The organism is Cupriavidus sp. 05L411, assembly GCF_056398045.1.
This window is the reverse complement of the sequence record NZ_JBFTOQ010000055.1, coordinates 14,127-39,308: the sequence shown is the minus strand read 5'-3', so window position 1 is coordinate 39,308 and position 25,182 is coordinate 14,127. Positions and strand designations below refer to the sequence as shown.

Sequence of the window (25,182 nt, the reverse complement as noted above, 5' to 3'; positions counted from 1 at the left end):
GACCTTGGCACGGATGACTTTCTGTTCCTGAGTCATGGCGGACTCCTTGTGGATTCCGCCGCACACTGGCACTCCGGGCTACGCCCTTCGCACCAACGTGCGGCGGCATGGATAACCAACCACTGTCAGATTTAGTCTAGGCTATTACACCTCACGGCAGTGGTCTTGGCAAGACACGTTGGGTCGTGGAGCGCTCGGTTGCCTGGCTCCACTCATTCAGGCGCCTAAAGATTCGATACGAACGATATGCCCATGTCCACGAAGCCTTCCTGTCCCTTGCCTGTTCACTGATTTGCTGGAGCAGGCTAAAGCCCTACATGAACTAATTTCGCAACAGCTTCTTAGTTCTACTGTGTCATAAATTAAACGGACCATCCATTGATGCGCAACACGGGCAAAGCCCAAGGCTGCGCATCAGGTAAAAGCTAAGCTGATGGCGGAGTGTCGTGATCGAATTCGCCACGTGTCGCTGCGCGCGCAGGGCTCCCACGGGGGATGTAATCCGCGGGAAGCGCAGGTATCTGGCGTTCGAGGAAGTTTTTTTTATTCCCTTCGGACTTGTCCGCGGCGAGTCGTTCGGCCATCAGGAAGCCATAGGCTGCGATACTCAGCGTCGCATGATGGTGGAATCCGCGCCAGCCTCGGCCTTCATAGTGACCAAGACCGAGGTCTTGCTTCAAGTCCTGGTAATCGCGTTCAATGCGCCAACGCATTTTGGTCACGAACACAAGTTGTTCTATCAGCGCATCGGCCGGCGCGGTGGACAAGAAGTATTTGGTTGGCTCTGGTTCGCCTTCGGGCCACTCGACTAGCAACCACTCTTCATCGCGCAAGGAACTGCGCCAATAGTCCCGATGGGCCGGACGAACGCGCACGGCTGCAAATCGCGATGAAAGGGCCATATTTGTGCCTTCCCGCCAAGTCACCACTTGGTAAGCAATCTCGGGTAAAGCCATCGCCAGCGTCTTCACCGAAATGGGCTCATGGCCCGGCGCGCGACGCAGCAACTTCGGTGGCCTGCCTCGACCGCTTGCCGGTTTGGCCGGCAGTGGCGAGACGCCCTGCGGCCAGACGGTCGTCATGGAGCGAATCCCAACCGCGTAGAGCAGACCCAACTCGGTCAGGCTTTCGCGAAAGCCGGTTTCATCGCCGTACGCTGCGTCGGCTAGGACGATTCCGGCGGGCACGCCGGCTGCGATCGCCTCGCGAACTTGCGCCAGGGCAATCTCCGGCTTGGTGGCGAACGCGATATCGTCTGGCACGCCGGCTTTCTGGCGGCGAGTCGAATCGTCGGACCATTCCTTGGGGAGATAAAGCTGATAAGCAATCGGAAGGCTGCCTTGCTCTGTGGCCAGCGAAAGGCTGACTGCAACCTGGCAGTTGTCCTGTTTTCCGAGCTGGCCGCAATACTGGCGCGCCACACCCACTGAATGTTTGCCTTTCTTCGGAAAGCCCGTGTCGTCAATGATCCAATAGCGACCGCTTGGTGCTTCCAGGAAGGGCTGAACCCAATCCCGGACACGCCCCAGCAAGGCCATATCCGACCACTCGGATTTGGAAACAAAGTGGTGCAGTGACTGATGTCGGGCACTGGCATGCAGAGGGTCAACCCGTGCCGCCATCGGCTCGACGCTTTTGCGCGACAGCGGCAGCATCAGCCCAGTGCAGTAGCTCTCTAAGCCGGCCCGGCGATCCGCATGTCCCAATCCCTCAGCCAAGTAGCTCATGTACTGCGCAAATCGGTCGCTCGTGCTCATGCACTCTCCACTTCGAATGAAGAAGTACATATAATGCACTAATTTTTATGACATAGTAAGATTAGGGAAATTCTCCGCGTGCCATATCAACAAGGCGGAAGCGCATGAATGAATCCAGTGCGTGAGGATTTGCCATGGCATCTCGGCTCGCCGCTTGCTCAGGCGCACAACCATCTAGGAGCTTGCGTACTGGCACTTCCATCTTCTTGCCTGTGAGCGTGTACGGGATCTCGTCCACCTGAATCATCTGGTCTGGTACGTGGCGCGGACTGCAGTCGTCACGCAAACGTGTTGCAATCCTCTTTCGCAAGTCTTCACTCAAGACATGCCCGGGCTTGAGCTTCAGGAAAAGAGGCATGAAGTGTTGACCTTCAGTCAAGTCGCAGCACACAACCAGGCTATCGGCGATCTCTTCTACCTGCTCGACGGCCCGATAGATCTCCGCGGTACCAATCCTCACGCCATGGCGATTCAGCGTCGAGTCTGAGCGCCCATAAATGTAGCAGCCTCCATACTCGGTAATCTGGATGAAATCGCCGTGGCGCCACACGCCAGGAAACTGTGTGAAGTACGCCTCGCGGTAGCGCGCACCGTCCTTGTCATTCCAGAAACGCAAGGGCATTGAAGGGAAGGGGCTCGTCACCACGAGTTCACCCACCACGTCCTGCAGCTCGGCGCCGTCCTCGGCCCATGCATGAACATTCATGCCCAGCAGCCGGGCTTGGATCTCGCCGGCGCGAACCGGCAAGAGCGGGACACCACCGACGAATGCGCTGCAAATCTCGGTGCCACCCGATTGCGATGTGACCCACAGATCGGGGTTTACGCAGCGGTAGAACCACGCGAAGGTCTCCGGCGTCGACGGTGCCCCCCCAAGGAGGATGGCCCGCAAGGAAGACAGGTCATGCATAGCCCCCGGCCGTAGCCCAGCCTTTTCCATCATCTGCACGAATGTCGGACTCGCCCCGAACGATGTTGCTTTGGTCTCGGCTGCCAGCTTCCACAACACATCGAGCGACGGATAGACCGGGCTACCGTCGTACAGGACGACGGCGGCGCCTGCGAGCAGCCCTGAAAGCAGCGAGTTCCACATCATCCATCCGGTTGTCGTGTAGAAGAACGACACCGAATCAGGCTCCAATCCGGCATGGAAATGGACGATCTTCAAATGCTCAACCAGTATGCCCACGTGGCTGTGAAGGATTGCTTTCGGCAATCCGGTGGTGCCAGAAGAAAAGAGAATCCAAAGCGGATGATCACTGGCCACGCGCTCGTACTGAAAGCTCTCCCGTGGCACTTCTGGGCCAGCCATCAAACTGCTCCATGCGACGGCATTGCTCAAACTTGCGGGCGCAGCTACACCAGACGTCAGATAGTCGAGCCATACAACCGTTTGCAAGGTTGGCAATTCGGCGACCAAAGCTGCAACCTCCTCGCTGCGCTGGATGTCCTTGCCTGCGAAACGGTACCCATCGGCCGCAAAGAGCACCTTGGGCTGTATTTGAGCGAACCGCTCGACGACGGTGCGAACGCCAAATTCCGGTGCTGCGGAGGACCATACAGCACCGATTGACACTGCTGCGAACATCGCCACGGCAGTTTCGGGGATGTTCGGCATGTACGAAACGACCCTATCCCCGGGCTGAATGCCGAGTGCACGTAACTGCGTGGCCAGAGTTCGGACCTGAGCGCCCAACTCGCGCCAGGTTGTACGCGCCAGTGGGCGGATTTCGGAGCTGTGATGAAAGACAACCTCGTCGGGACGCGCCGCTTCGGCACGCAGTAAGTGCTCTGCATAGTTCACCCGCGATCCCTCAAACCAGCGTGCATCCAGCATCTCTCGGCTGCTGAGAACGCTGCCAAGCGGCTCCTGAGAGATCACATCGAAGTAGTCCCAGATGGTTGCCCAGAACGCCTCAATATCGTCTATCGACCACTGCCGCAACGATTCGTAGTCCGCGAATAGGAGGTTACGCTCGCGACGCAGCCATTCCAGATAACGTGCAAGGCTGGTGTCCCGCGTGTATGGCTCCGACGGTGCCCACAAGAGGTCTCCCTCGTGCACCAGCAGAGGCGCTTCCCCTCCGTTGCTCAACGCAACGTCGTCTTTCCGCTCAACCATATCCATATCCATGTCCATATCCATCACGCACTCCTTGCCTCATGTAGTTCGACGGAGGCTCAACTCGATCCCGGACGCTGACTGGCGATGGCTTTGAAGCCACCCTCCAGAAAAGTACACAGGTTTTCGTACATCGTGGAGACCTCTTTGGATTTGAATTTCCCTCGGGACAGGGTCTCGATGCGCCCTGGCCTTGCGCACACTGTCACCATTGCCCCGACCGCAAAGAAGAAGGCTTGATACAGGGTCTCGCTGGACACGTTCGGCAGGCTACGCTGCAACTCGCCCAGGTACTCTCGCGCGACCGTGTTGAAGTGCCGGTCGGTGAGCTCCGCCCACTCTGGACTGGCGCCTGCACTTCCAACCAGTTGGGTGTAGTTGCGCCATCCTGCATCGTTCTTGGAAGCCCGCGCCATGATGGTTCCGACATAGCCCTCCACGAGCGTGCGAACCGGAATCGGAGATCCCTTGCTGCGCGCTCGGGCCTGCTCAAGGAATGCCAGTCGTTCGGCGTTCAGAACTTCTGAACGTCGAGCTAAGACCTTGTCGACCAGCTCGAGCTTGGAGCCGAAGTGGTATCCGATAAGCGCGAACTGATAGTCAGCGTCGGCAGCGATGTCGCGGATTGAAGTACCGTGAAAACCGTGCTGCGCAAAGAGCTTCTCCGCGCTGTCCAGGATTCGCTCCCTGGTTTTCTCGCTGTCAGGTCGAGGCTGCGGCGTGCGTCTTTGAGGCTCGCTTATTCGTGGTGTCTTGGTGGTAGTGGCCATGGATGCTGTTAGAGATGACAAGGCATGACGCCGTCGCCCATGGCGGCGTCTTCAGCCCCAAAAGTCGATGTCAGTTTATCCATTCGTTCAATCAATCCTTGGAGCGGTGACGTCCACCGCGCGCGATCACTGGTCTCCATCCGTAGAACCACTAGTCAAAGAGGTCTCGCAGACAGTAGCCAGACGGGCAGCCTGCATTTATTATACATACGTATAAGCAATGATGTGGAAGCGAAAACCATCGCTTCGACTCGAAACCTGTTGGAGACAAGATGACAACTAACCCTTTACTCGGCTGGAAGGTCGACCGGACATTGGTAACTTCTGTCGGCATCGACCTGAAGCGCCCCGAATGTGTTCTGGCCGAACCTAACGGTGATCTGTGGGTGGCTGACGCTCGTGGGGGCGTGATGCATATCCGAGCGGATGGATCGCAACGCCTGGTTGCACAACAAGCTGACTCGCATTTCGACAGCACGAGCGATCTGCATGGCCGCTTCACCTCCGGAACTCTGCCGAATGGGCTGGCTTTCGATGCAGCGGGCAATCTGTTGATCGCCAATTTTGGGACGGATCGGCTGGAGGTGATGCGGCGTGATGACGGACATAGCAAGGTGCTGCTCGACACGATTGACGGCCTACCCATCGGAAAGACGAACTTTGTTCTGCGCGATTCCCGCAATCGACTTTGGATCACGGTATCTACGCGCATCAATCCTTGGACCGATGCATTGAGGCCGGGCGTCATCGACGGATACATCATCCTTCTTGACGAATGCGGCGCTCGCGTCGTAGCCGATGGATTCGCGTTCACCAACGAGGTACGGTTAGACGCTCAGGAAGAGTGGCTCTATGTCGTTGAGACCACCGCCAAGCGCGTTTCTCGTCTGCGGGTCGCAGCGGATGGTTCACTATCTGGACGCGAAGTGTTTGGTCCATCTTCACTGGGGGCGGGCTCACCGGACGGCATGGCGTTCGATGCCTTCGGCAATCTCTGGGTCACGATGATCATGTCCGACCGACTGCTGGCAATCACACCCGAGGGTGATCTGCTGGAACTTCTGGATGATGGCAATCCTGAAGCGAATGCTGCTCTCGAGGCCCACTCCGCGGCCGGGACACTGTCGATGGATGTGATGAAGAAAGCACGCGGTACGCTCGCACCGTGGATGGCCAGCATCACTTTCGGCAGCCCTGATCTCCAGACCGTCTACCTCGGAAGCTTGATGGGCAGCACGCTCACCAGTTTCCGCACGCCAGTCGCGGGGCTTCCGTTGGCCCATTGGCGTTGAGCGCTTCGCCCCTGAAACCCAGGCCAATCACCCTGCCGCAACCCATCATTCATCACTCTTAAAAGGAGCAATCCCATGTCCTACGAATGGCCCATCGATCCGCAAGATCTCTTCCACGAACGCTATCCTCAGATGACAACAGGGCTCCTCCCCGCTGACGTCGACGCGGTACGCGCTTCAATCAAGCGTATGTGGGTCGAAGAGCCCGGCGGGTGGGTGTACGAATGGTCCCATCTCGCCAAGCGGTACGTGGGCGAACGCCGGCATGATCTCGCCACGATCGCCTATGGCTGGGCTAAATTCCCAACGCTTGCGAACGACGCGAGCCGGCGCGCATTGCAGCATCAGCTTGAACAGTACGGACTTTGGTCTCGTGAGTTTCCGGTCGACCACGAACGGCGCGTACTGCACCTTCCGATGGGCGACACGACGACGCCAGTCGCCGTCAATATCTTTTCACCCAAAGGCGCCGCGCCCGACACACCGGTTCTGCTGGCCAGCGGCGGCGTGGATTCCTGGAAGATGGACTTGCCGCAGATATTCCTCGCTTTTGCGCAGCATGCGAGCCTGCGCGTCATAGCCTTCGACATTCCCGGCACCGGCGAATCGATGATTCCCATGTCTCCAGCGGGCAGCCAAATCGTCACTGGACTGGTAGCCGAGGCGAAGGCCCTCGGAGCGCACAAGGTCGGTCATCTTGGCATTTCGATGGGAGGCTATTTCTCGGCCCGCTCGGGTCTCGCTGGCGAGGTGGATGCGGCCATCGTGCTCGGCGGCCCTGTTGAGGCTGCTTTTGATCCTAAGCGAGAGGCGAGTTTCGGCATGTCCGACATCGTCGGTAACGCGTTGGGCTTCAGCCAGCGTCCGCAACGAGAAGACGTTACGCTCATGTTCTCCGCGTTCACATTGCGACCACTGCTCCAACTCCAGACGAACGCGCCCATGTTGATCATCAATGGCGCGGATGACATCCACATCCCACAGCACGACACACTGGTATTCGAAGGCCGCAAGGACACCCAGGTAGAGTTGCTTGCCAACACCGGACATTGCGCCGTCACTCGATTCGAGGAAGTCATGCCAAAAATGATCGCCTGGATGGCCCAACGGCTTCGATAGACAAACACAGGCCACCTTGAAAGCCAATTGGAGCGCGGTCGGCCGCCTCTGTGGAGGCTGGCCATCTCCGCACGACAACTTCACGAGACGTTTATGACATCTAGCAGGCTGTTGAATTTGGCTCCCGAGTAAGCGGGGATATGGCGCCAGACGCTATGGATATCGTGTTCATAAACTCGGACGGCGGATGCGATGCGTGGAATGGATGAGATGCAAGAGACGTTGTTCACGACGGTCAAGTTGGAAGACTTCGTCCCCGCCGATCATCCACTGCGGGCAATCCGGCTGCTGGTCAATGATGCACTGAAGGACCTCAACGGGCTGTTTAGCACCATCTATGCCGATAGCGGACGTGCCTCGATCGCGCCGGAGAAGTTGCTCCGTGCACTGCTGTTGCAAGTGTTCTACTCGGTGCGCAGCGAGCGCAGGTTGATGGAGCAAATGCGCTACGACATGCTGGTTCGTTGGTTCGTTGGCCTGGCGATGGAAGACGACGAGTGGAACCACTCGGTCTTTTCGAAGAACCGTGATCGGTTGCTTGAGCACAAGGTAATCGAGCGCTTTTTCACGAAGGTGATGAGCGTGGCCGACCGGCATAACCTTCTGTCCAAGGACCATTTTTCGGTCGACGGCACGCTGATTCAGGTATGGGCCAGCAACAAGAGCTTTCGCCCCAAGGACGACACGGATGATACCCCGCCCGCAGGCGGCGGGCGCAATGCCGAGGCCGATTGGAGGGGTAAGCGGCGCAGCAATGCAACCCACGAATCGAGCACCGAACCGGATGCACGGCTGTACAAGAAGAGTGCCCAGAGCCCGGCCATCCTCAGCTATCAGGGGCAGAACCGCTCCGGCCTGGTGGTCGGCGCGGTTGTGATCTATGTATGGCGGCAGAGCGCGGAGGGTGTGAAGGCTCCAATTGACTGGGCCGCACAGTACCGGCAACTGCTCGACGAGGTGGCCAGCTTGAGTAGCGATGGGGGTATTCCAGATGCCGAGCTGCGCTCGCATCTGGCCCAGTTGGTGACCGGTGTGCGGATCCGAGCGATGGGCAACGAGGTGGCGACAAAGGGGGTAATCGTACTTTTCGTGCAAAATCTGGCGGTTTCCCCGAAAGCCTTTGTCGGCAAGGCTTTCCGGCAAGCCCACACCTGCTGGCCGCTGCGAATGAGAGGAGGGCGCAACATATCAGCCCGCGATTCAGATCGCGCCATCTCGATGGGGGCAAGAGATGCCGGGCTTGGGATTTCGCTATGTGGGAAGTGACCGGTTGCCGATGCGGCTGTCGGAATTCGATGTGGAGCGGTACTTCGCACTGACCGACAGCGACGTCGCGGCGATCAATGAGCGCTTTCGGCCCGATCGGCGCGCTGGGGCGGCCATCCAACTGGTATTTCTGCGCGCAAGTGGGCATAGCCTCGGCCAGGTCGGTACGCTGCCTCGCCAGTTGCTGCACCATGTCGGCCAGCGGCTCGGCCTACCGACGCCGACGATCGCATCGCTGCGGACTCTATATCGCCGGTACAAGACCCTTTATGACCACCTGATCTGGGCCTGCGGGTATCTGGGCTTGAAGTCGATCGGCCCGGACCAGTGGGCGGACCGCGAAGCATGGATGCGCCTGGATGCCAAGGAATCGCTCACGCTCGACGAATTGCTCCAGCACACGAACTGCTGGCTGTACGAAGGATTCTGATTCCCGCCGACCGGACGTTGCGGGATCTCGGACGATCGGTCTGGGCTGAGATCGAGCGCAACACTCTCGCACTGATCGAGGCGACCGTCCCTGAGGCGCAACTGAGGCGCGCCGACGCAGCACTATCGAGCCAACACGACGCCGCAGGCATGACCGTTCTCGAGTGGCTCAAGACGCCGCCGGCCCGACACAGTCCGACGACGCTCACGGAAACGCTGGAGAAGATTCGGTTTCTCAAGGAGATCGGGGTACACATATGGACGCTGGACACCGTGCCGATCGACAAGCAGCGTGCCTGGGCACAGCGAATCCAGGCGCGCCGTCCGGTGAAGACTCGCGAGCTGAAGGTGTCGACGCGCACTCTTGAGTTGGTATTTTTCCTGCGCGTGACGCTGCTCGAGTTGACCGATTCGCTGCTCTATCAAACAGGGCGCCGCGTTTCCGATCTGGTTCGGCACGCCTACAACAAGACCACAACGAAACAGGCTCGATCGGCAATTGAATATCGACAACAACTGGTCGCGATCAAAGCGCTCGTTCGTGACAACACGCGCCCAGCAGAAGCCCGACTTGCAGAGATTGGAACCCTGCTTGGGGAGCTATCGGACAAGCCTCCCGCCAGCCATGCAGCCAGCGTGCGCGAAACGCTGACTGATGATTACCGGCGCATCCGTAGTCTCCTTGCACCCCTATGTGAACTGGAATTCTCGGGCCGGGACACAGAACCAAGCCTGCAGCAACTGGAGCTTATCGCCAGGCTGCACGATAGCGGCGCGACGGAGTTGCCCATTGACCACGGAGTGCCGATTAGTGCCAACTGGCGCGCCATGGTCGACTGTGACGATCGCAAGCGTGCACTGCGCGCTCTGGAAGCCGCCGCGATCACGAGCTTGCGCAAAGATCTGCGCCGCGGGTGGTTTGGATCAACCATAGTCTGTCCTTTCGTGAGCGTGACCAGATGCTGATTCCGCCGTCAGATTGGGAGTCGGAGCGAGGTCGGCACCTATCGTTATTGGGTCTACCAGCTACGGCGGAGCCCTTTATTGAGCGATTGACGGAGAACCTGAAGGCCGGCCTCGCGGCGCTGGAGGAGGCTCGCGAAGCCGGCCGCGTGACAATCGGCAGGGATGGCGCTCTGCACCTCTCGGCACTTGAGGCGCTACCGACGGACGGGATACCGAGGCGCACACGAGACCTGCTGTTCAAGGCGATCGGCACAGTTCAGTTTGCGGATGCGATGATGGAAGTGGATGTCCGCACGGGCTTTAGCGAAGTCCTGCTGGCGCGGAAGGCACGCGATGCCAACGAACTTGTTTCGCTCTATGGTGCGCTGATGGCACACGGCACCGAGATCGATGCAAAAGGCGTTGCCGCCATGATTCAACAAGTCGATGCAGCGGCGATTTCGAACACAATGCGTGTGCTCGAGATGTCGGGCCGGCTGTCGCGCGCCAACGCGCGCGTGGTTGAGTTTCAACGTACGCACCCCATCACAGAGTTGTGGGGAACTGGGCAGCGAGCCTCGAGCGACTCGATGAGCCTGGATACTTCACCTCATCTCTTTTACGCTCGTGTCGATCCGCGCAGGCGCACCCATGCAGTCGGTATCTACACGCACGTCCTAGACCAGCACGGCATCGTTTACAACCAGCCCATCGTCCTTAACGAGCGTCAGGCGGGGGTCGCAATTGAAGGGGCAGTGCGCCACAACGACACGCGCGAAGATGGCGGCCTGCTCGCGCTTGCCGTTGATACGCATGGGTATACAAACGTGGGGATGGCCGTATCGAAGCTGCTCGGCTTCGATCTATGCCCGCGGCTACGCAACTTGTCGGAGCGCAAGCTCTATCTGCCACGAGGTATGGAGATGGCCAAAGATCTTGCTCCCATAGTGGATCATGGTATCTCACTGAAGCCCATTCGCGACGGCTGGGACGGGCTGCTACGGCTCGTTGCATCAATCAAGTCAGGGTGTGTCAGCGCTGTCGTCGCGTTGCAGCGATTCGGCAGCGCAGCCCAAGGGGATCCGATTCATCGGGCGGCGGAACAACTTGGCAAGCTGCTGCGTACCCTGTTCCTGTGCGACTATTTCAGCAATGTTGAGTTTCGCCGAGAACTGCATGCGCTACTCAGTCGCGGTGAGTCGGTGCACGAGCTCCAGCGTACGATTTACACGGGTAAGGTCGCGCCGGAGCGAGGCCGTCGTCGTGACGAAATGATCGCGATTTCTGGCTCCTTGACGCTGCTGACAAACCTGGTCATCGCATGGAACACGCAGCGCATGCAAGCGACGGTCGACGCCTGGCGCGGTAAGGGGCAGCGAGTCGACGACGATTGGCTGCGCCGAATGGGGCCGGCGCATTCGGCGCATGTGAATTTTCGGGGCACGTTGCGATTTCCTCTCGAGCAGTACCAGGACATGCTGCTCGAAGCGGCACCCTGGCAGCGTGCGGCAGGATCGTGAGGGCCACCTTCGAGGAGGAGGCAAGATGGACATCAATACCGACGCGGTCGACGAGGTCGTCCTCGCGCTGCTCTACCTGAATTTGTGCGGGGAAAATCGTGCCTGGAGGAGCTTTGACTGGGACGCATTGAACCGCCTGCACGAGAAAGGGCTCATCGGGGATCCGGTGAACCGGGCGAAATCGGTGTGGCTAACCGACGAGGGCCTAGGCGAGGCCGAGCGGTTGTTCACGAAATACTTCGTCCGCGCTGGCGACTAGGCGCATGTGCTCTATTGAACACAAACATGCAGCGCGCCGTTCTGCATTGTTCGAGGGTTCGAGGGCTGCGTTTGCCGGCAAGGCTGGCAAGGCTGGCAAGGCTGGCAAGGCTGGCGCCAGATTTTGCATCGAAAGGATGCAAGCTGGTGAATTTGATGGTTTCTTAACACATTGATTTGTAGGGGTAATTATTGCCTCACCGCCAGATTTTGCACGGAAAGTACGATTACCCCGAGGAGGGGAGGGGGCGAGGATTTATGCACCGCGCCACGGAATAAGCCTGTGGACAAGCCGCGCGAGGGCAGATGCTCGGCGGCCTACTCTGGTCTGTTAATTTTTGCGCGGCGGGGTGACGACGTGATTCCCAATCCCCAAGGCAGCGGGTTGCTTTACACCAGCGATCCGCCGGAACAATGTTGAGGCCCAACGGTCTTTGAGACGACAACGCAGGATCCTGCTCCGCAACTTCCTCAAATCTGTGCACCAAGAATGAAGTCGATCGAGATCGAGCGCGCCGAAGCGATTACCTGGATCCGCATCCAGATGGCCCAGCACGGCCTGACCCTGGAACACCTTCAGGCTGCAGGCTGCTTTGCCGAGCCTCTACCGACCCCATCGCCTGGAGCGGTGCGCTATCGCAACGCACACGGGCAGGGCTGGGACGGCTGCGGTGCCATACCGGACTGGCTGCAGCGGGCGATCCACGCCGGGCAAACGGTAGAACATTTCCGCGTGCCAGTCGCGGGAGTCACGGGGCGCGCCGATCTGAAATCGAACGGTTAGCGAGCGGTGCAGTATGCGCCACTGCTCAGTGGGTGAAGATTGGCACGCGTTCCGTTATAATGGTAATCGTCATATGCAAACTGCAAACGAGCTGTTTCCTGTGAAGAAACCCGACCTGCAAGCCAAGCTCGCCTACTGCGCCAAGACGCGTCGTTCCAACTATGCTGCAAGCCTGCGTCTTGAGGGCTACGACGTCACGCCAGCTGAGTCAAAGCGCAAGTTGCCTTCGCGTGAAGCTGTATTGCAGACCTATCGCAAACCAGCCTGACCTTGGACAAGTACGGCACCGGCCAGGATCCGTACTGCTACCCGGACACGCACATACTGCGTAACCGGCTGGGCATCCAGAACGATGCGCTGCTTGCGCAAGCCGAGCGTGATCTCTCCGAGATTGCCGCTAGCCAGATCGATTTCTCGCTTCCCCCCTACGATCTGGCCTACCTGAAGCATATCCACCACACGCTGTTTCTCGATGTCTACGACTGGGCGGGCGATTTTCGCACCATCGACATCTCGAAGGGAAGCACACGCTTTTGCAACGTCAGCCGAATCGAGCCGGAGGCTGACAAGATCTTCCGCGCCATGGCGCGGCAGGCATGGTTCGAGGATTGGGAGCGCCCTCAGCTGGTCTGCGCCATGGCTGAGCATTTCGGTGACCTCAACATGATCCACCCCTTCAGAGAAGGGAACGGGCGCGCCCAGCGCATCCTGTTCGAGCACATCATCGTCAATGTCGGCTTCGAAATCAGTTGGTGGGCCATCGAAGCGTCCGAGTGGATGGATGCCAATGTCGCGGCAGTCGTGTGCGACTACCGCCCACTGGAGGCGGTATTCGAAAGGTGTATCGGACAGCGGATTGGGGATTGATTGTGGCATACCGCCCCCATTCGCTGAAGGCGGAGGGGGTAAGACCGGCGCGCGCCATAGGGCGGAGGGACACTGCATGAGACCGCGCCAAAGCGGGGGCAACAGCGACGTGTGCTGCTGAGAGGCTAATGAGCCACCTGCAGTGAGCGCGTGGCTTCGATCCATTTCTGGAAGCGCCTTCTCTCAGGCGACTACGACCACGCGCTGTGGAAGCCGGTGCTCAAGCAGGTCATCCAGGACAAGTCGGTGTCGTGGGCGGCCGTGGCTAGCCATCTCGAATCGATCTACCAGACCCGCAACCGCATCGCCCCCCACGTGCCGGTCTATGGGCGCCGCCTCGCGCAGACCGAGACCGCGATCGAGTTCGTGGCGCGGCACCTCGACGCCCGCGGGCAGGACGGCGCGACCCCGCTGGAGAGGCTGTTGCAACCGGAGATGGTGGAGTTGCAGAACCGTGCCGGCGAGATGCGGCGGCGACTGGATGCCCTACAGGCTGGGGCAGGCTAGTTGGGCAAGCCATGGGGCAGTTCATGTGGGCTGCGCCTTGGCTCCAGGCTGGCTGCGGCGCGCGAGGGACGCCGGCCCGGCTCCACGCGGTGAGCACGGGACTAGCGTGCGTGCTGCTTGTCGGGTTCGCTGACATCGACTAGCCTGCTATCGATGTCGATTCTTCGCTGCGCTACGATACCCATTTGATGCCAGAACGCTCGATCACCCGATATGGCAAGGCGCTGCAGCACCTGCGCCAGGTCTTTTCCCCGTTGAACCTGGGGGCGGCGGCGTGGTTGATTGCGACATGGGCGTTTGCGGCGTTTCAGCTCGTGAGCGAACGGGACCGCTTGCTGCACGACGCCGCGGAGCGTACCCAGGCGCAGGCCCGGGCGTTCGGCGCGTACTCGAAATCCAGCATCCTGCGGCTGTCCGAGTTCCTCCTCGACCTGCGGGCCAGTTGGCTGGTCGGCCAGCCGGGGTTCGTCGACATGGTGCGTGAGCGGGAGAACCTGGTGGTGGACCTGTCGTTCCAGGTGTCGGTGATCGACAAGCAGGGTCTGCTCATCTACTCGTCCATCGCCCCGCCCGCGCCCGGCGAGAAGGTCGACCTGAGTGGGCGCGAGCATTTCCGGGTCCATCAGAACGCGGGCGGGCGCGACATCCTGTTCATCAGCGACCCGGTGAAGGGCAAGGTCTCGCGCAAATGGTCGATCCAGTTCACGCGCCCCATCCTGCGCGCGGGCAGCTTCGACGGGGTCGTCGTGGTCTCGGTCAGTCCGGAGCAGTTCGCCAGCTTTGCGCAGACGTTCACTAACCGCGATGGCGAAGTGGCGTCGGTCATCAAGACTTCCGGCCAGGTCCTTGCGCGCGTGCCGGCCCTGGAGGGCGCGCTGGCCAGGGCGGTCAGCAGCAGGCCGTACCTCGCCAGCGAGGCGCCCCAGTCTGGTAGTTATCGGGCGGTGTCGGGCTCAGAAGGCGTGGAGCGGGTCTTCGGCTATTACCGTGCGCCGGAGTTCGGGCTCAATTTCGTGGTGGGCGAGTCGGTCGGCATGGTGCTGGCGCCCTACGAGGTCTATCGCCGCGTTGCCTTGGCCGGCGCCATTGCTTCCACGCTGCTGCTTGGCCTGTTGTACTACAGCCTGCGCCACTCCATGGTGGAGCGACGGCGCCATATGGAGGAGATGCGGCTGGCTTCGCTGGTCTATTCGTCCAGCAGCGAGGCCATGGTGGTGACGTCGCTCGATGGCACCATCATCGACGTGAATCCGGCCTTTGCCGCCGCCACTGGCTATACAATCGAGGAGATCAAAGGCCGCACGGGCTATAGTGTCAGCGGGGCAGGCAATGCGACAGGGCTGGTCGACCGCCTGCGGGCCACCGTGGCAGCCAAGGGCAGATGGAGCGGCGAATTCTCGATCCGCCGCAAGGACGGCAGCGAGTTTCCCGCCTACCTGACCGTGGATACCTACCTGGCCCACGCGTATGGCGAGCGCCGCCGCGTTGCGCTGATCCATGACATGACCGAGAAGCGCCAGGCGGAGGAAGTCATCCGGCACCAGGCGAATTTCGATGCGCTCACGGATCTGCCCAACCGCCGTCTGTTCTTCGACCGGCTGGAACAGGAGATCGAGCGTTCGCGCGGCACGCAGGATGTGCTGGCGCTGCTGTTCATCGACCTGGATCGCTTCAAGGAGGTGAACGATACCCTCGGCCACGACCAGGGAGACCTGTTGCTGCTGGAGGCGGCGCGCCGCATTGCGGCATCGGTGCGCGCGTCGGATACCGTGGCGCGGCTGGCCGGCGACGAGTTCACCGTGATCCTGCCCGCGGTGGGCGATGCCGGCGTTGCCGGGGACATTGCCCAGGCAATCCTGGAGCGGATTGCCGCACCTTACCGCCTGGCCGGCGAGCTGGTGGTGGTGTCGGCCAGCATCGGCGTGGCGACCTACCCCAAGGATGCCGACAACGCCGAGGCCCTGCTGGTGTGCGCCGACCAGGCGATGTTTGCCGCCAAGGAGGAGGGCCGCAATCGCTGGAAGGTCTTCACCCAGGCGCTGCTGCAAGCGGAGAGGGAGCGCTTGCGCATCACCCAGGACCTGCGCACGGCGCTGGCGTCCGGGCAGTTCGCGCTGCACTACCAGCCCATTGTCAATCTGCGCACGGGCAAGGTCTGCAAGGCCGAGGCCCTGATCCGCTGGGACCATCCGATACGCGGGCCGATCCACCCGGCCGACTTCATTGCCGTTGCGGAGGAATCCGGCCTTATCATCGACATCGGCCGCTGGGTGCTGACGGAAGCGCTAAACCAGCTTGCGCGCTGGCAGGTGCTGCTGGGCAAGGGTTTCCAGATATCGGTCAACAAATCCCCAGTGGAGTTCTGCGCGCCTGCGAGCGGGCCCGAGTCCTGGTCCAGCATGATCGAGCGCAGGAACGTGCCGGTGGGCAGCCTCGTCATCGAGATCACTGAAGGCTCGCTGATGGAACAGAACGCCGATGTCATGGACCAGCTCTCCCGCTTCCAGGCGGCCGGCATCGAGATCGCGCTCGACGACTTCGGCACCGGCTACTCGTCCTTGTCGTACCTGCGGCGCCTAGACATCGACTACATCAAGATCGACCAGTCCTTCATCCGCTCGCTGACGCGGGGCCCGGACGACGTGGCCTTATGCCGCGCCATCATCAGCATGGCGCATGCGCTGCGCATCCGGGTGATTGCCGAGGGCGTCGAGACCGAGTCGCAGCGCGACATCCTGCTGGCTGCCGGCTGCGACTATGGGCAAGGCCACTTCTTCTGTCCGCCGGTGGAGGCCAGCGCGTTCGAGGCCTTCGTGAGTGCCGTGACTTGAGGCGAGCGGCGTCCCAACCATCTGCGCCAACGGTGAATCCGCTCCCCGCCCCCCTTGAATATGCCTCCCTGCCGCCCGCCGACTCCCGATGAGCTTCAGCCAATGCTGATGCTGGACTTTCGATTGACTCTTGGACCTCCGCGGCAGACATTGGGGAGGCAGGGACACATTGATCGGCCGGAGTTGGCACTGCGACGCGCAGTTGTCCGTAACGCGTTGAAGCGCTGCTGCGCGAGGGCTACGCCGAATGCAGGCCTCGCTACCAACTTATTGTCCGGTTAAATCGCGTTGTCCAACGGTGTCGCGAAGCAAACGTGAGAACGTAGCACGCACGGTGGCTACCGCTCGGTAAGCGGTCGGAATGGTGTCGCGGGCCATCGCGCGCAGTTGTGACGTCAGGGAAGCGACCATTTCTCGCTTCTTTTCGAGCGAAAGCGCACTCCGCCGGAGACCTAATATCGGAGGTATCCACCCATCATCTCCGCCATGCCAACTCTTGTTGAATGCTGGACGGCAGCAATTCTCCGCCGTCGCTATAAGGTTCGCTTTCTACCCAGGCAGGTTCTCACGCGAGGGGCGCAGCAATTGGAGCGCGAGTATGGCGCGATGGCCGTTGGTAACGTCTCCACCCAACGACGAGGCGGTATCGACGGAGGCAGGGGCTCCAATTGCGCCGCTTGATGGCGTACGGCCGGTGGCCGGTGTTCGACAGTTGTCATCTGGTCGCCGACCGCTCCGGAATGCCTGGCGAGTGCTCAAGAATATCGATGCAATTGTTTTGCGTGCGCCGACCGAGTCCCCATAGGCGAACCTGCGCTCGCGGGACGCGCGCCAATCAATGTCGCACAACGCACGCCGCCCTGTTCCATGCAGAAGGGTGACAATGCGCTTACCGGGACAGCCACCACCAGGCTGCGACGGCTGCGGCGGCCTGGCCCGCGGCCACGACCAGGAAAGGCTGCCAGGACGCGTCGAACTGGTCTTGCAGCGCGGTGACGGCAGCCATGCGCATGGCTGCAGGTGCGTCTTGCGCAGCCAGCCCAGAAAACGGCACCGCTGCTATCTCCTTGTCCGCAAAATGCAGGGCCATGCATGCTGTTGGCCACAAACGGAAATGCGATCATGCTGAGCGCCAGCCCAGCAACGCAGCAGCGCACGATCTTCCAGATTACCCCAGCATGGGACGCCGACCGAGGTGCCGGCGCAGTTCTGGCAGGACCTGCGCGACAAGATGCACGTGACCATCGCCCACCCCGAGCTGCCGGACGCTCTCAAGGCGATCGCCGCGAATGCCGTGCAGTCGATCTGGCAGGCCGCCAACGAGGCCGCTAGCGGCGAGCTGGCCGCATTGCGGGCGGAGGCGCGGCTGCAGGCGAGCGAGGCGGAAGCGCAGCGCGACCAGGCGCGGGCCGCGGTGGTGGTGGCCGAGCAGGCCACCGCCGCTGTGCAGGCCGAGCTCGACGCCATCCAGCGCGCGCGCGGCGCTACAGGGGCAACTGGACGCCGAGCGCCAGGCCCACGCGGCCGCGCAGCCGCGTCACGACGAAAGCAAGCGCCAGGTCGAGGCGCTGGAGCGGCAACTGGGCGAGATGCACACGCAGTTCTCGGCGGACCTGGAGCGCACCCGCGAGCAGGTGGTGGTGGCACAAGAGCGGGCCAGCGCCACCGAGCGCCGCGCGCTGCGCGAAATCGACCAAGAGCGCACGCTGCGGCAGAAGGCCGAGCAGGCGCTCGAGCGAGCGCAAGTGGCACAAGACGGGCTGCGGGCCGAACTGGAAGCGGCGCTGCGGCAGGCCGATCACGCCCGCGCCGAGGCCGAACGCGACGCGCTGCAGACGACGAACCGGGCGCAGGCACGCGCGGCGCGCGAGTCGCTCACCGTCGATCTGGCCAAACTCACGGCACAGTTCGACGCGCAGGCGCAACTCCTCGCGGACCATCGGTTGCGTGCCGGTGCGGCGGGGTAAAGCGCCAGATTTTGCACGAAAAGTACGATTACGCCGGAGAGGGGTGCCTCTCACGGCAGGCCTGCGTCTGCGGCACCAGCAAAATCGCCTGGTGGTTATGATCCGGGCGCGCGACTCAGGCGGGAAAGGACGTCCATGCACGCATCCAGATGGGCTGTGACGTTTCCCATTGGTAGTGATGGTCTCACGCCTAGGGCCATTTGACGTAGCGGTTCGGCCACAGCCATCGAGAGAATGATCTCGGAGAGTCGCGCAGGCTCGGGGGCACACAGATACCCCATTTCGTGCTGTTTCGCTAACCATGTGGCAAGCATCTGCTGCCCACGTTCAATACCGTTGCGCTGATAATTTGCAAGCAGCTCCTGCTTGCCCGGAAACTCCGTCGTCAGCAGGCGAAAAAAACGGACCGCAGAATCGGACAGTACCTGCGCGCAAATGTCCGCCAGGATTCCCCGCAAAACATCAGCCGCGCTACCCTCGCTCGTTGGGCTGGCTTGCAGTGCCGGCGCGTAGGCGTTCGTCCACTCACGTACTGCCAACCCAATCAGTTCCTGTCGATTCGCGGCATACCGATACACCGTTTTTTTTGCTACACCCGCGTGAGCTGCGACGGCTTCCATCGTTGTGGATTCATAGCCGATCTCAAGCAGAACGTTTATTGCACTATCCAGGACGGCTCGTCTGATGTCCTCATCCGGTTGTGCGGGGCGTCCTCGCGGTCTTCTCTCTTGTTCGGACATTCAATTCTCAGTTTGATCGTACCGGTGAATTATGCCTTATGTATTGGAAACGCGTTTCGTTTCCAATATACTGACTTAATCATCACCCATGGAGGAATCCGATGACTGTGTCACAACTGGCCGCACCTTGGCTCGACCATGCTTCACTGTTGGATCCAGTGCCGATGATGCTGGAGACAGGCGTTCAACGTCTTGACGACGGCGCTTTGCTTGTCGCGGTGCGTACCGATCTGCATGGATGCAAGGGCCGCATGTTGGATTGGTGGTTCAAGTTTTTCGAGACGACCCAACACATCAAGTGGTGGCACCCGGTCGATCATGTCGAGCATCGAGGTTGGGACGCCAAGTGGAAGAAAGGGGAGAGATATTACGGCGCCAGCATCCACGCAGTGGAGTCATTGGCCGAAATTCCCCCGGTGGCGGCGAAGTTGAAGTTTCATGATCCGATCGACGTGTTCGGTACTTCGCGTGTCAATGACGCGTTCGAAACTCGAAGCGTTTCGGCCATCGTCGCGGCAAGGATCGGATTCGGTGATCACGTGCAACTGGACGAGAATGGCGATCCCGTCAGCGGGCAAATGCTGCACATTACGAGAGATACGGACTGGGGGTGTGTGCTTCGCAGTCGATTCGTTTTGGGGCTGGATCGGCAGGCGACGGACAGCAGTGTGACTGATGCCATGGGCTTAGCGTTGATGCGTCATTGCTATACCGAATTCACGTTCCTTTCCCGATTCTTGCCGTCACTCTACTTTGGCGAACACGCTAATGCTGAGCCGGTGCCTTTGCCTTGGTAGCTTTGCCGTGCGTTCGACTTAGCCCTGCATGCGACTCGCATCGATCATGAGCTCTTTCAGAGAGGGACCGAACGGCCGTTTCAGCCGGGATGAGCCGTCCGCCATTTTGTCGGCCAACGGCGGCTACTGTTAAGGGTTGTTCGATGCCTGCCGTCTGCAGGCCGGTGACGTGCCGTGGCGCATGCAGATAGGCGTCGGACAAGCCTCGAGGGAGGAAGCCGCGGAATGCAGCGATGTGGCGGGAGTGCGCGCGATCACGGTAGAAGTATCCATCACTGGCCCCCTCCGCATAGGGCTCTGGTGCAAATCGGAGGGGCCGATGATGGGTTACGCTCGGGTTTTGACGAGCGCGAGCCCGCAATGAATACGCTGAGAGACATCGACTGATTGTTCAACGGGCGGCACTTCGACCGCGAAGTCATCGTCCTGTGCGTGCGTTGGTACCTGCGTTACAAGCTCAGCCTTCGAGACCTAGTAGAAATGATGGCCGAGCGCGGCCTGTCGATTTCGCACACGACGATCATGCGCTGGGGTCAAACGCTTCACGCCGGAGTTCGTGAAGCGCTGGGATCGGTTTGCGAGATCCGTTGGTCGTTCATGGCGAGTCGACGAGACGTATGTGAAAATCCGTGGCAAATGGTTCTATCTTTACCGTGCAGTTGATCGAGCGGGTAAAACGGTCGACTTCCGGCTCAGCGCCAAGCGCGATGTCGCTGCAGCCAAGGCCTTCTTCGCGAAAGCGATCAAGAGTCAAGGGCTCGCTCCGAAAACCATCACGCTGGACGGCTATCATTCAGTCCTCCACGAGATCCTCCTTGCTCACCGTGGTCAGTTGCGCTAGGCGCGGTCCCAGCCAGCGGCGCAGGTCATCCAGATAGGAGAACCCCACTGGCACACAGACCAGGCTCAGCAGTGTGGAGGTCGCCAGGCCACCGATGACGGTGACAGCCATCGGGATGCGAAAGCCCGAGTCGGCGCCGAAGCCGATCGCGGCCGGGATCATGCCCGCGACCATGGCCACAGTCGTCATCACGATCGGTCGCGCCCGCGCGGCCCCGGCGGTCATCAGGGCACCATGCCGAGTCAGGCCTTCCTTCATGCCATTGATAGTGAAATCGACCAGCAGGATAGCGTTCTTGGTGACAATGCCCATCAGCATCAGCATACCGATGATGGCTGGCAGATCGAGCGAGGCGCCGATGAGCCACAACGCCGGGATCGCGCCGATCAGCGACAGCGGCAAGGTACAGAGGATGGTCAGCGGCTGCAGGAAGTCGCGGAACAGCAGCACCAGGATCGCGAACATCGCGAGGATGCCGGCGCTCATCGCCACGGCGAAGCTGCCGAACATCTCCTCCATGTACGCGGACTCGCCGTAGTCGATGCGCTGCACGCCAGCCGGCAACTCGCTGAACGTYGGCAGCGCAAGAATCGCATCCAGGGCCTGTCCCAGGGAGCCGGAGGACAGGTTCGCATCCACGGTGATACGCCGTTGCCGGTTATAGCGCTCAATGCGCGATTCGCCCTCTGCGTACTGGATGTCCGCCACCGCGGCGAGTGGAACGGTGCTGTCTCCCGACAACGTGGGCAGACGCAGGGCGCGGAGCGCATCGAGGTCGGAGCGAGCGCTGTCGCTCAGGCGCACCCGCATCGGCAGCTGTCGGTCGGCCAGGAAATAGCGGGCGGACTGCGCGTCGATCTCCCCGGTGGTGGCGATACGCAGCGCATTGCCGATGGCGTCGGTATTTACCCCCAACCGTGCGGCGTCGGCAAGCCGCGGGCGAACTAGCAGTTCCGGGCGCGGTGGCGCCAGGCTGGACTGGACGTTGACCAGCTGCGGCAAGGCACGCATCTCGTCGGCAAGGCGCCGGGCGGCCTGGGACAGCGCTACCGGGTCGTGACTACCCAGCATCACCGACACTTCGCGCCCGCCACCATCGGCGAGGAACTGGAAGTGCAGGTCCGGCAGTGCCGCCAAGGCGGGTTGCACATCCAGCTCGAACGCCTTGCGCGTCAACCGCCGTTCCTTGCTCGGCTTGAGGGCGATGGTGAAGGTGGCCTCGTTCAGGCTCGCCGCGGTGGTCAGCACATGGGTGACGTCCTCATGCGCGCTCAGCACGGCGGCAACGCGCCGTGCCACGCTTTCCGCCTCGCCCGGCGCGTTGCCGGCAGGCAGTTCCGCCCGCAACAGCGACAGGCTGTTGTCGCTGACCGGCAGGAAGCCGCTCGGCAGCCGCTGCACCAGCAGGACCGACAGCACGAAGGGCAAGCAGACCAGCGCCAGGGTCAGTCCGCGGTGGAGCAGCGCCCACGCCAGCAGCCGCAGGTAGGCTCCCATCAACCGCCCCTGGGGCGGATCGCCTGCGGGTACCGGGGTTTTCCCATGAGGTGCCGGGCGGAGGAAGTAAGCGGCCATCAGGGGCGTGAGCAGCCGGGCCACCAGCAGCGAGGCCAGCACCGCGATGGCGGCAGTGAGCCCGAACTGGCGGAAGTACTGGCCGACCACGCCATCGATGAAGCTCACCGGCGCGAACACCGCGACAATGGTCAGGGTCGTAGACAGTACCGCCAAGGCGATGGCGTCTGCAGCATGCAGCGCCGCCCGGTAGGGGCGTTCGCCCATATGGATATGTCGGTCGATGTTCTCGATCTCGACGATGGCGTCGTCCACCAGAATACCGATCACCAGGGTCAAGGCCAGCATGGTGATGCTGTTGAGCGTGAAGTCCAGCCACAGCATGGCCAGGAACACCGGGAGGATGGACAGCGGCAAGGCCACGGCGGAAATCAGGGTGGCGCGCCAGTCGCGCAGGAAAAGGAACACCACCAGCACCGTCAGCAGCGCGCCCTCGATAAGCGTCTGCATGGCGGTGCTGAAACTGGCGCGCGTGTAGTCGACCGTCGAGGAGACTTCACGAATGCTGATATCCGGGTGCGAAGCCTGTAGCGTTGCCAGCCGCTGGGCTACTCGCTCGGCGACCTGCGTGTCGCTCGCGCCCTTGCTGCGCCAGAGGGAAAAGCCCACCGTCGACGCGCCGTTGAAATGCGCAAAACCCTGAGCATCGCTCGCGCCATCACGAATGTGGGCCAGCTCACCCAGCGGCAGCCACTTTCCTCCAGACAGGGCGATCGGCATGACGCGCAGGGCTTCCAGAGACGCCTGGCGGGCCGGCACGCGGATCACCTGGCGCAGGGTGGCTTCGTCTACATAGCCGCCTGGTGACTCCGTATGGGTACTGCGCAGCTGACTATTGAGCTCTTCGATGATCAGGCCGTGCTGCGCCAACATCGCGGGGTCTACCTCGATGCGCAGCTCACGCTCGGCGCCGCCAAAGCGTGTAACGCGCTGTACGCCCGGTGTCGCCAGCAGCTCCCGACTGACGGTGTTATCGATGTGCCAGGAGAGGTCGAGCGGGGTGCGCGAAGCCGATGTCAGCACGTAGCTGAGCATCGCGCCACCCTCGATATCCACCCGCTGAATGACCGGTTCGAGGATGGTCTGCGGCAACGCGCCGCGGATCTGGCCAATGGCCCCCCGCACATCGTTGACCGCCCGGTCGGGGTCGACGCCGAGCTGAAACTCGACACTGGTTTCGCTGACCGCAGCCCGGATGGTGGACTGCACGTGCCGCACACCCGGCAGGCCCGCCAGACCGTCCTCGACGCGGCGGGTGATGGAGGACTCGATCTCGGTCGGTGCGGCACCGGTTTGTACGATCACCACGCTGACCAGTGGGAAGGTCACCGATGGGTTGGCGTTCACCGGCAGCCGCAAAAAGGCGGCGATGCCCGCCAGCGTCAGTACGCAGAACAGCACCAGCGTCGGAATGGGGCGCCGTATCGCCCACGCGGACAACCCCTGCTTCATGCCTCGGCACCCGCTGTAGCTACTGTCATCAAGGGTTTCCACGGCAGCAGCCACGACTCGAACAGCCGCCTCGTCAGCGAGATGCGCCGTACCGGGAGCGCGTTGGCGGTGGCGACATCCTGCGCCTGCACCGCATCGCCGTCCTGCAGCAAGGTTGCTCCTGCAACCACGACGCGGCTGTTGGCATCCAGGCCGGCGCGGATTTCAACCCAGCCGTTCTCTCTCATTCCGATCTGTACCGGCGTGTGTCGCGCGCGGCCGGCATCCACCACAAAGACATAGGGCGCGGCATGCTCTCGCGTCTGATCAGCCCCGGACCCTGAGACATAGCGCAGTGCCCGGACGTCGAGCGCGAGTGCGTCGCGTTGCGCCAGCACGATGCGCGCATTGCCGACGATGCCCGGACGTGCTGTGGGAGGAGGCGCCGTGTCCATGGTGACGCGCACCTGACCGTAGCCGGTGGCGGCGTCCACGCTGCTGCTGATCAACCGTACCTTGCCCGCCAGCGCAGCCTCTCTGCCGCTGGTGCTGACCTGCACCGGCATGCCGACGACCAGATCCGGCAGCACCTGCTGCGGGATCTGTGCCTGAAATTCAGGCGGCAGGTCGCTGGCCAGCCGGAACAAAGTAATCTGGGCACCGACCATGGCGCCGACCTGGACAGCGCGCTGCGTGATGGTCCCAGCTACCGGTGCGCGGATCTCGGTGTGCGCTTGCCGCACCCGCTGCTCATCCCAGGCCGCCTGTGCCTGCTGCAATGCAGCTTGCGCGGATTGCATGGTCGCGCGCGCCGCCTCGTAATCCTGCCGGCTGACGGCGCCGGCCGGCAGCAGCCGCTGTGCACGCAGGTGCTGCTCGGTGGCCTGCGCGAGTTCTGCGCGGGCGCGCTTTGCGGCATGCTCCGTCTGGCGTGCCTGGCTGTCCAGCACCGCGCGCTCGAGGCGCGCCAGCACCTGACCGCGTTTCACCGGCTCGCCGCTTTCGACCAGCACTTCGGCCACCCGAAGGCCGTCGAGGGGCGAACCGATAGCGACTTCCTCGTGCGCGATCCAGGCGCCGACCACGGTCACCGTCGCGTGTAACGTTCGGTGGCTGGGCACGGCGGTACTGACGAGCTGCCCGATCTGCGTGGCGGGTGGCGCGTTGACGTCGCTGCGCAAGACCAGCCAGGCCAGGCCCAACGACGCGATCACCAGCATCGCGACCCATAGGCTTCGGTGAAGCGTCCGAGCGGAAGGCGTCCTTGGTGCATACATCAATTCTCAAGCCTCGTGGCAGAAATGGTGTATGCACTTTGGCACCCGTCAGACAAGATTACGTTTAGGGAGTATCAAGATTCGGTG

17 protein-coding genes and 5 pseudogenes are annotated in these 25,182 nt (G+C 61.6%); 15 read left to right on the top strand and 7 right to left on the bottom strand.

Annotation, left to right across the window (positions count from 1 at the left end; all coding sequences use genetic code 11):
- Positions 1 to 146: 146 nt before the first annotated feature.
- Positions 147 to 326, top strand: a pseudogene (locus tag AC1DQR_RS35730) (transposase); the annotation flags it as partial.
- 99 nt (positions 327 to 425) lie between these two features.
- Here AC1DQR_RS35730 and AC1DQR_RS35725 read toward each other — a convergent pair.
- The 3 genes from AC1DQR_RS35725 to AC1DQR_RS35715 form a co-directional block, all read right to left on the bottom strand.
- Positions 426 to 1,757, bottom strand: coding sequence for an IS701 family transposase (locus tag AC1DQR_RS35725; RefSeq protein WP_477134738.1), 1,332 nt, complete (start codon positions 1,755 to 1,757; stop codon positions 426 to 428).
- Between the two features lie 61 nt (positions 1,758 to 1,818).
- Positions 1,819 to 3,903 (bottom strand): acetoacetate--CoA ligase, encoded by a 2,085-nt coding sequence (locus AC1DQR_RS35720; protein ID WP_477134737.1) that lies wholly within the window; start codon positions 3,901 to 3,903, stop codon positions 1,819 to 1,821.
- A 35-nt stretch (positions 3,904 to 3,938) separates the two neighbouring features.
- Positions 3,939 to 4,649 (bottom strand): TetR/AcrR family transcriptional regulator, encoded by a 711-nt coding sequence (locus AC1DQR_RS35715; RefSeq protein ID WP_416047093.1) that lies wholly within the window; start codon positions 4,647 to 4,649, stop codon positions 3,939 to 3,941.
- A 272-nt stretch (positions 4,650 to 4,921) separates the two neighbouring features.
- Here AC1DQR_RS35715 and AC1DQR_RS35710 point away from each other — a divergent pair, with 272 nt between their 5' ends.
- The 10 genes and pseudogenes from AC1DQR_RS35710 (at position 4,922) to AC1DQR_RS35665 (ending at position 16,467) form a co-directional block, all read left to right on the top strand.
- Positions 4,922 to 5,941 (top strand): SMP-30/gluconolactonase/LRE family protein, encoded by a 1,020-nt coding sequence (locus tag AC1DQR_RS35710; RefSeq protein ID WP_477134736.1) that lies wholly within the window; start codon positions 4,922 to 4,924, stop codon positions 5,939 to 5,941.
- 75 nt (positions 5,942 to 6,016) lie between these two features.
- Positions 6,017 to 7,060 carry an alpha/beta fold hydrolase gene (locus AC1DQR_RS35705; protein ID WP_416047091.1) on the top strand — a complete coding sequence of 348 codons (1,044 nt, stop codon included), beginning with the start codon at positions 6,017 to 6,019 and terminating at the stop codon, positions 7,058 to 7,060.
- Between the two features lie 201 nt (positions 7,061 to 7,261).
- Positions 7,262 to 7,936, top strand: a pseudogene (locus AC1DQR_RS35700) (IS5 family transposase); the annotation flags it as partial.
- A 355-nt stretch (positions 7,937 to 8,291) separates the two neighbouring features.
- Positions 8,292 to 11,220: pseudogene (locus AC1DQR_RS35695) on the top strand (Tn3 family transposase).
- 25 nt (positions 11,221 to 11,245) lie between these two features.
- Complete coding sequence (locus tag AC1DQR_RS35690) at positions 11,246 to 11,479, top strand: DUF6429 family protein (RefSeq protein WP_045237719.1); 234 nt, start codon at positions 11,246 to 11,248, stop codon at positions 11,477 to 11,479.
- A 489-nt stretch (positions 11,480 to 11,968) separates the two neighbouring features.
- The gene (locus AC1DQR_RS35685; RefSeq protein ID WP_416047090.1) at positions 11,969 to 12,262 is read left to right on the top strand and encodes an H-NS histone family protein; all 294 of its coding nucleotides are present in this window, start codon (positions 11,969 to 11,971) and stop codon (positions 12,260 to 12,262) included.
- 73 nt (positions 12,263 to 12,335) lie between these two features.
- Complete coding sequence (locus AC1DQR_RS35680) at positions 12,336 to 12,530, top strand: YhfG family protein (protein ID WP_416047089.1); 195 nt, start codon at positions 12,336 to 12,338, stop codon at positions 12,528 to 12,530.
- Between the two features lie 2 nt (positions 12,531 to 12,532).
- Positions 12,533 to 13,129: a Fic/DOC family protein gene (locus AC1DQR_RS35675; protein ID WP_416047088.1), complete on the top strand. Its 597-nt coding sequence runs from the start codon at positions 12,533 to 12,535 to the stop codon at positions 13,127 to 13,129.
- Positions 13,130 to 13,279: 150 nt separating this feature from the next.
- The gene (locus AC1DQR_RS35670; RefSeq protein WP_477134735.1) at positions 13,280 to 13,636 is read left to right on the top strand and encodes a hypothetical protein; all 357 of its coding nucleotides are present in this window, start codon (positions 13,280 to 13,282) and stop codon (positions 13,634 to 13,636) included.
- Between the two features lie 188 nt (positions 13,637 to 13,824).
- A complete protein-coding gene (locus AC1DQR_RS35665; protein WP_416047086.1) occupies positions 13,825 to 16,467 on the top strand; it encodes a bifunctional diguanylate cyclase/phosphodiesterase in 2,643 nt (880 codons plus the stop codon).
- An 889-nt stretch (positions 16,468 to 17,356) separates the two neighbouring features.
- On the opposite strand, the gene AC1DQR_RS35660 is transcribed toward AC1DQR_RS35665, so the two are convergent.
- Positions 17,357 to 17,557, bottom strand: a complete 201-nt coding sequence (locus AC1DQR_RS35660) for a hypothetical protein (protein WP_416047085.1) — start codon at positions 17,555 to 17,557, stop codon at positions 17,357 to 17,359.
- A 141-nt stretch (positions 17,558 to 17,698) separates the two neighbouring features.
- Here AC1DQR_RS35660 and AC1DQR_RS35655 point away from each other — a divergent pair.
- Positions 17,699 to 17,842, top strand: a pseudogene (locus AC1DQR_RS35655) (DNA-binding protein); the annotation flags it as partial.
- 214 nt (positions 17,843 to 18,056) lie between these two features.
- Complete coding sequence (locus AC1DQR_RS35650) at positions 18,057 to 18,434, top strand: hypothetical protein (RefSeq protein ID WP_477134739.1); 378 nt, start codon at positions 18,057 to 18,059, stop codon at positions 18,432 to 18,434.
- A gap of 95 nt (positions 18,435 to 18,529) precedes the next feature.
- Here AC1DQR_RS35650 and AC1DQR_RS35645 read toward each other — a convergent pair whose 3' ends face one another.
- Positions 18,530 to 19,174 (bottom strand): TetR/AcrR family transcriptional regulator, encoded by a 645-nt coding sequence (locus tag AC1DQR_RS35645; protein WP_416047083.1) that lies wholly within the window; start codon positions 19,172 to 19,174, stop codon positions 18,530 to 18,532.
- 101 nt (positions 19,175 to 19,275) lie between these two features.
- Between AC1DQR_RS35645 and AC1DQR_RS35640 the strand changes: the two genes are divergently transcribed.
- Both AC1DQR_RS35640 and AC1DQR_RS35635 read left to right on the top strand, forming a co-directional pair.
- Positions 19,276 to 19,971: a DAPG hydrolase family protein gene (locus AC1DQR_RS35640; RefSeq protein WP_416047082.1), complete on the top strand. Its 696-nt coding sequence runs from the start codon at positions 19,276 to 19,278 to the stop codon at positions 19,969 to 19,971.
- A 387-nt stretch (positions 19,972 to 20,358) separates the two neighbouring features.
- A pseudogene (locus AC1DQR_RS35635) lies at positions 20,359 to 20,761 on the top strand (IS6 family transposase); the annotation flags it as partial.
- Positions 20,762 to 20,764: 3 nt separating this feature from the next.
- On the opposite strand, the gene AC1DQR_RS35630 reads toward AC1DQR_RS35635, so the two are convergent.
- Both AC1DQR_RS35630 and AC1DQR_RS35625 read right to left on the bottom strand, forming a co-directional pair.
- Complete coding sequence (locus AC1DQR_RS35630; protein ID WP_416047081.1) at positions 20,765 to 23,839, bottom strand: efflux RND transporter permease subunit; 3,075 nt, start codon at positions 23,837 to 23,839, stop codon at positions 20,765 to 20,767.
- Entirely contained in the window at positions 23,836 to 25,032 is a 1,197-nt protein-coding gene (locus tag AC1DQR_RS35625) for an efflux RND transporter periplasmic adaptor subunit (protein ID WP_477134734.1), read from the bottom strand. The genes AC1DQR_RS35630 and AC1DQR_RS35625 overlap by 4 nt, the downstream gene beginning before the upstream one ends.
- Between the last annotated feature and the right edge of the window lie 150 nt (positions 25,033 to 25,182).

Coding starts and splice junctions, on each gene's coding strand:
- AC1DQR_RS35725 (WP_477134738.1), bottom strand. CDS start 1,757: ATGAGCACGAGCGACCGATTTGCGCAGTACATGAGCTACTTGGCTGAG.
- AC1DQR_RS35720 (WP_477134737.1), bottom strand. CDS start 3,903: ATGGATATGGACATGGATATGGATATGGTTGAGCGGAAAGACGACGTT.
- AC1DQR_RS35715 (WP_416047093.1), bottom strand. CDS start 4,649: ATGGCCACTACCACCAAGACACCACGAATAAGCGAGCCTCAAAGACGC.
- AC1DQR_RS35710 (WP_477134736.1), top strand. CDS start 4,922: ATGACAACTAACCCTTTACTCGGCTGGAAGGTCGACCGGACATTGGTA.
- AC1DQR_RS35705 (WP_416047091.1), top strand. CDS start 6,017: ATGTCCTACGAATGGCCCATCGATCCGCAAGATCTCTTCCACGAACGC.
- AC1DQR_RS35690 (WP_045237719.1), top strand. CDS start 11,246: ATGGACATCAATACCGACGCGGTCGACGAGGTCGTCCTCGCGCTGCTC.
- AC1DQR_RS35685 (WP_416047090.1), top strand. CDS start 11,969: ATGAAGTCGATCGAGATCGAGCGCGCCGAAGCGATTACCTGGATCCGC.
- AC1DQR_RS35680 (WP_416047089.1), top strand. CDS start 12,336: ATGCAAACTGCAAACGAGCTGTTTCCTGTGAAGAAACCCGACCTGCAA.
- AC1DQR_RS35665 (WP_416047086.1), top strand. CDS start 13,825: ATGCCAGAACGCTCGATCACCCGATATGGCAAGGCGCTGCAGCACCTG.
- AC1DQR_RS35660 (WP_416047085.1), bottom strand. CDS start 17,557: ATGGCCCTGCATTTTGCGGACAAGGAGATAGCAGCGGTGCCGTTTTCT.
- AC1DQR_RS35650 (WP_477134739.1), top strand. CDS start 18,057: ATGCACACGCAGTTCTCGGCGGACCTGGAGCGCACCCGCGAGCAGGTG.
- AC1DQR_RS35645 (WP_416047083.1), bottom strand. CDS start 19,174: ATGTCCGAACAAGAGAGAAGACCGCGAGGACGCCCCGCACAACCGGAT.
- AC1DQR_RS35640 (WP_416047082.1), top strand. CDS start 19,276: ATGACTGTGTCACAACTGGCCGCACCTTGGCTCGACCATGCTTCACTG.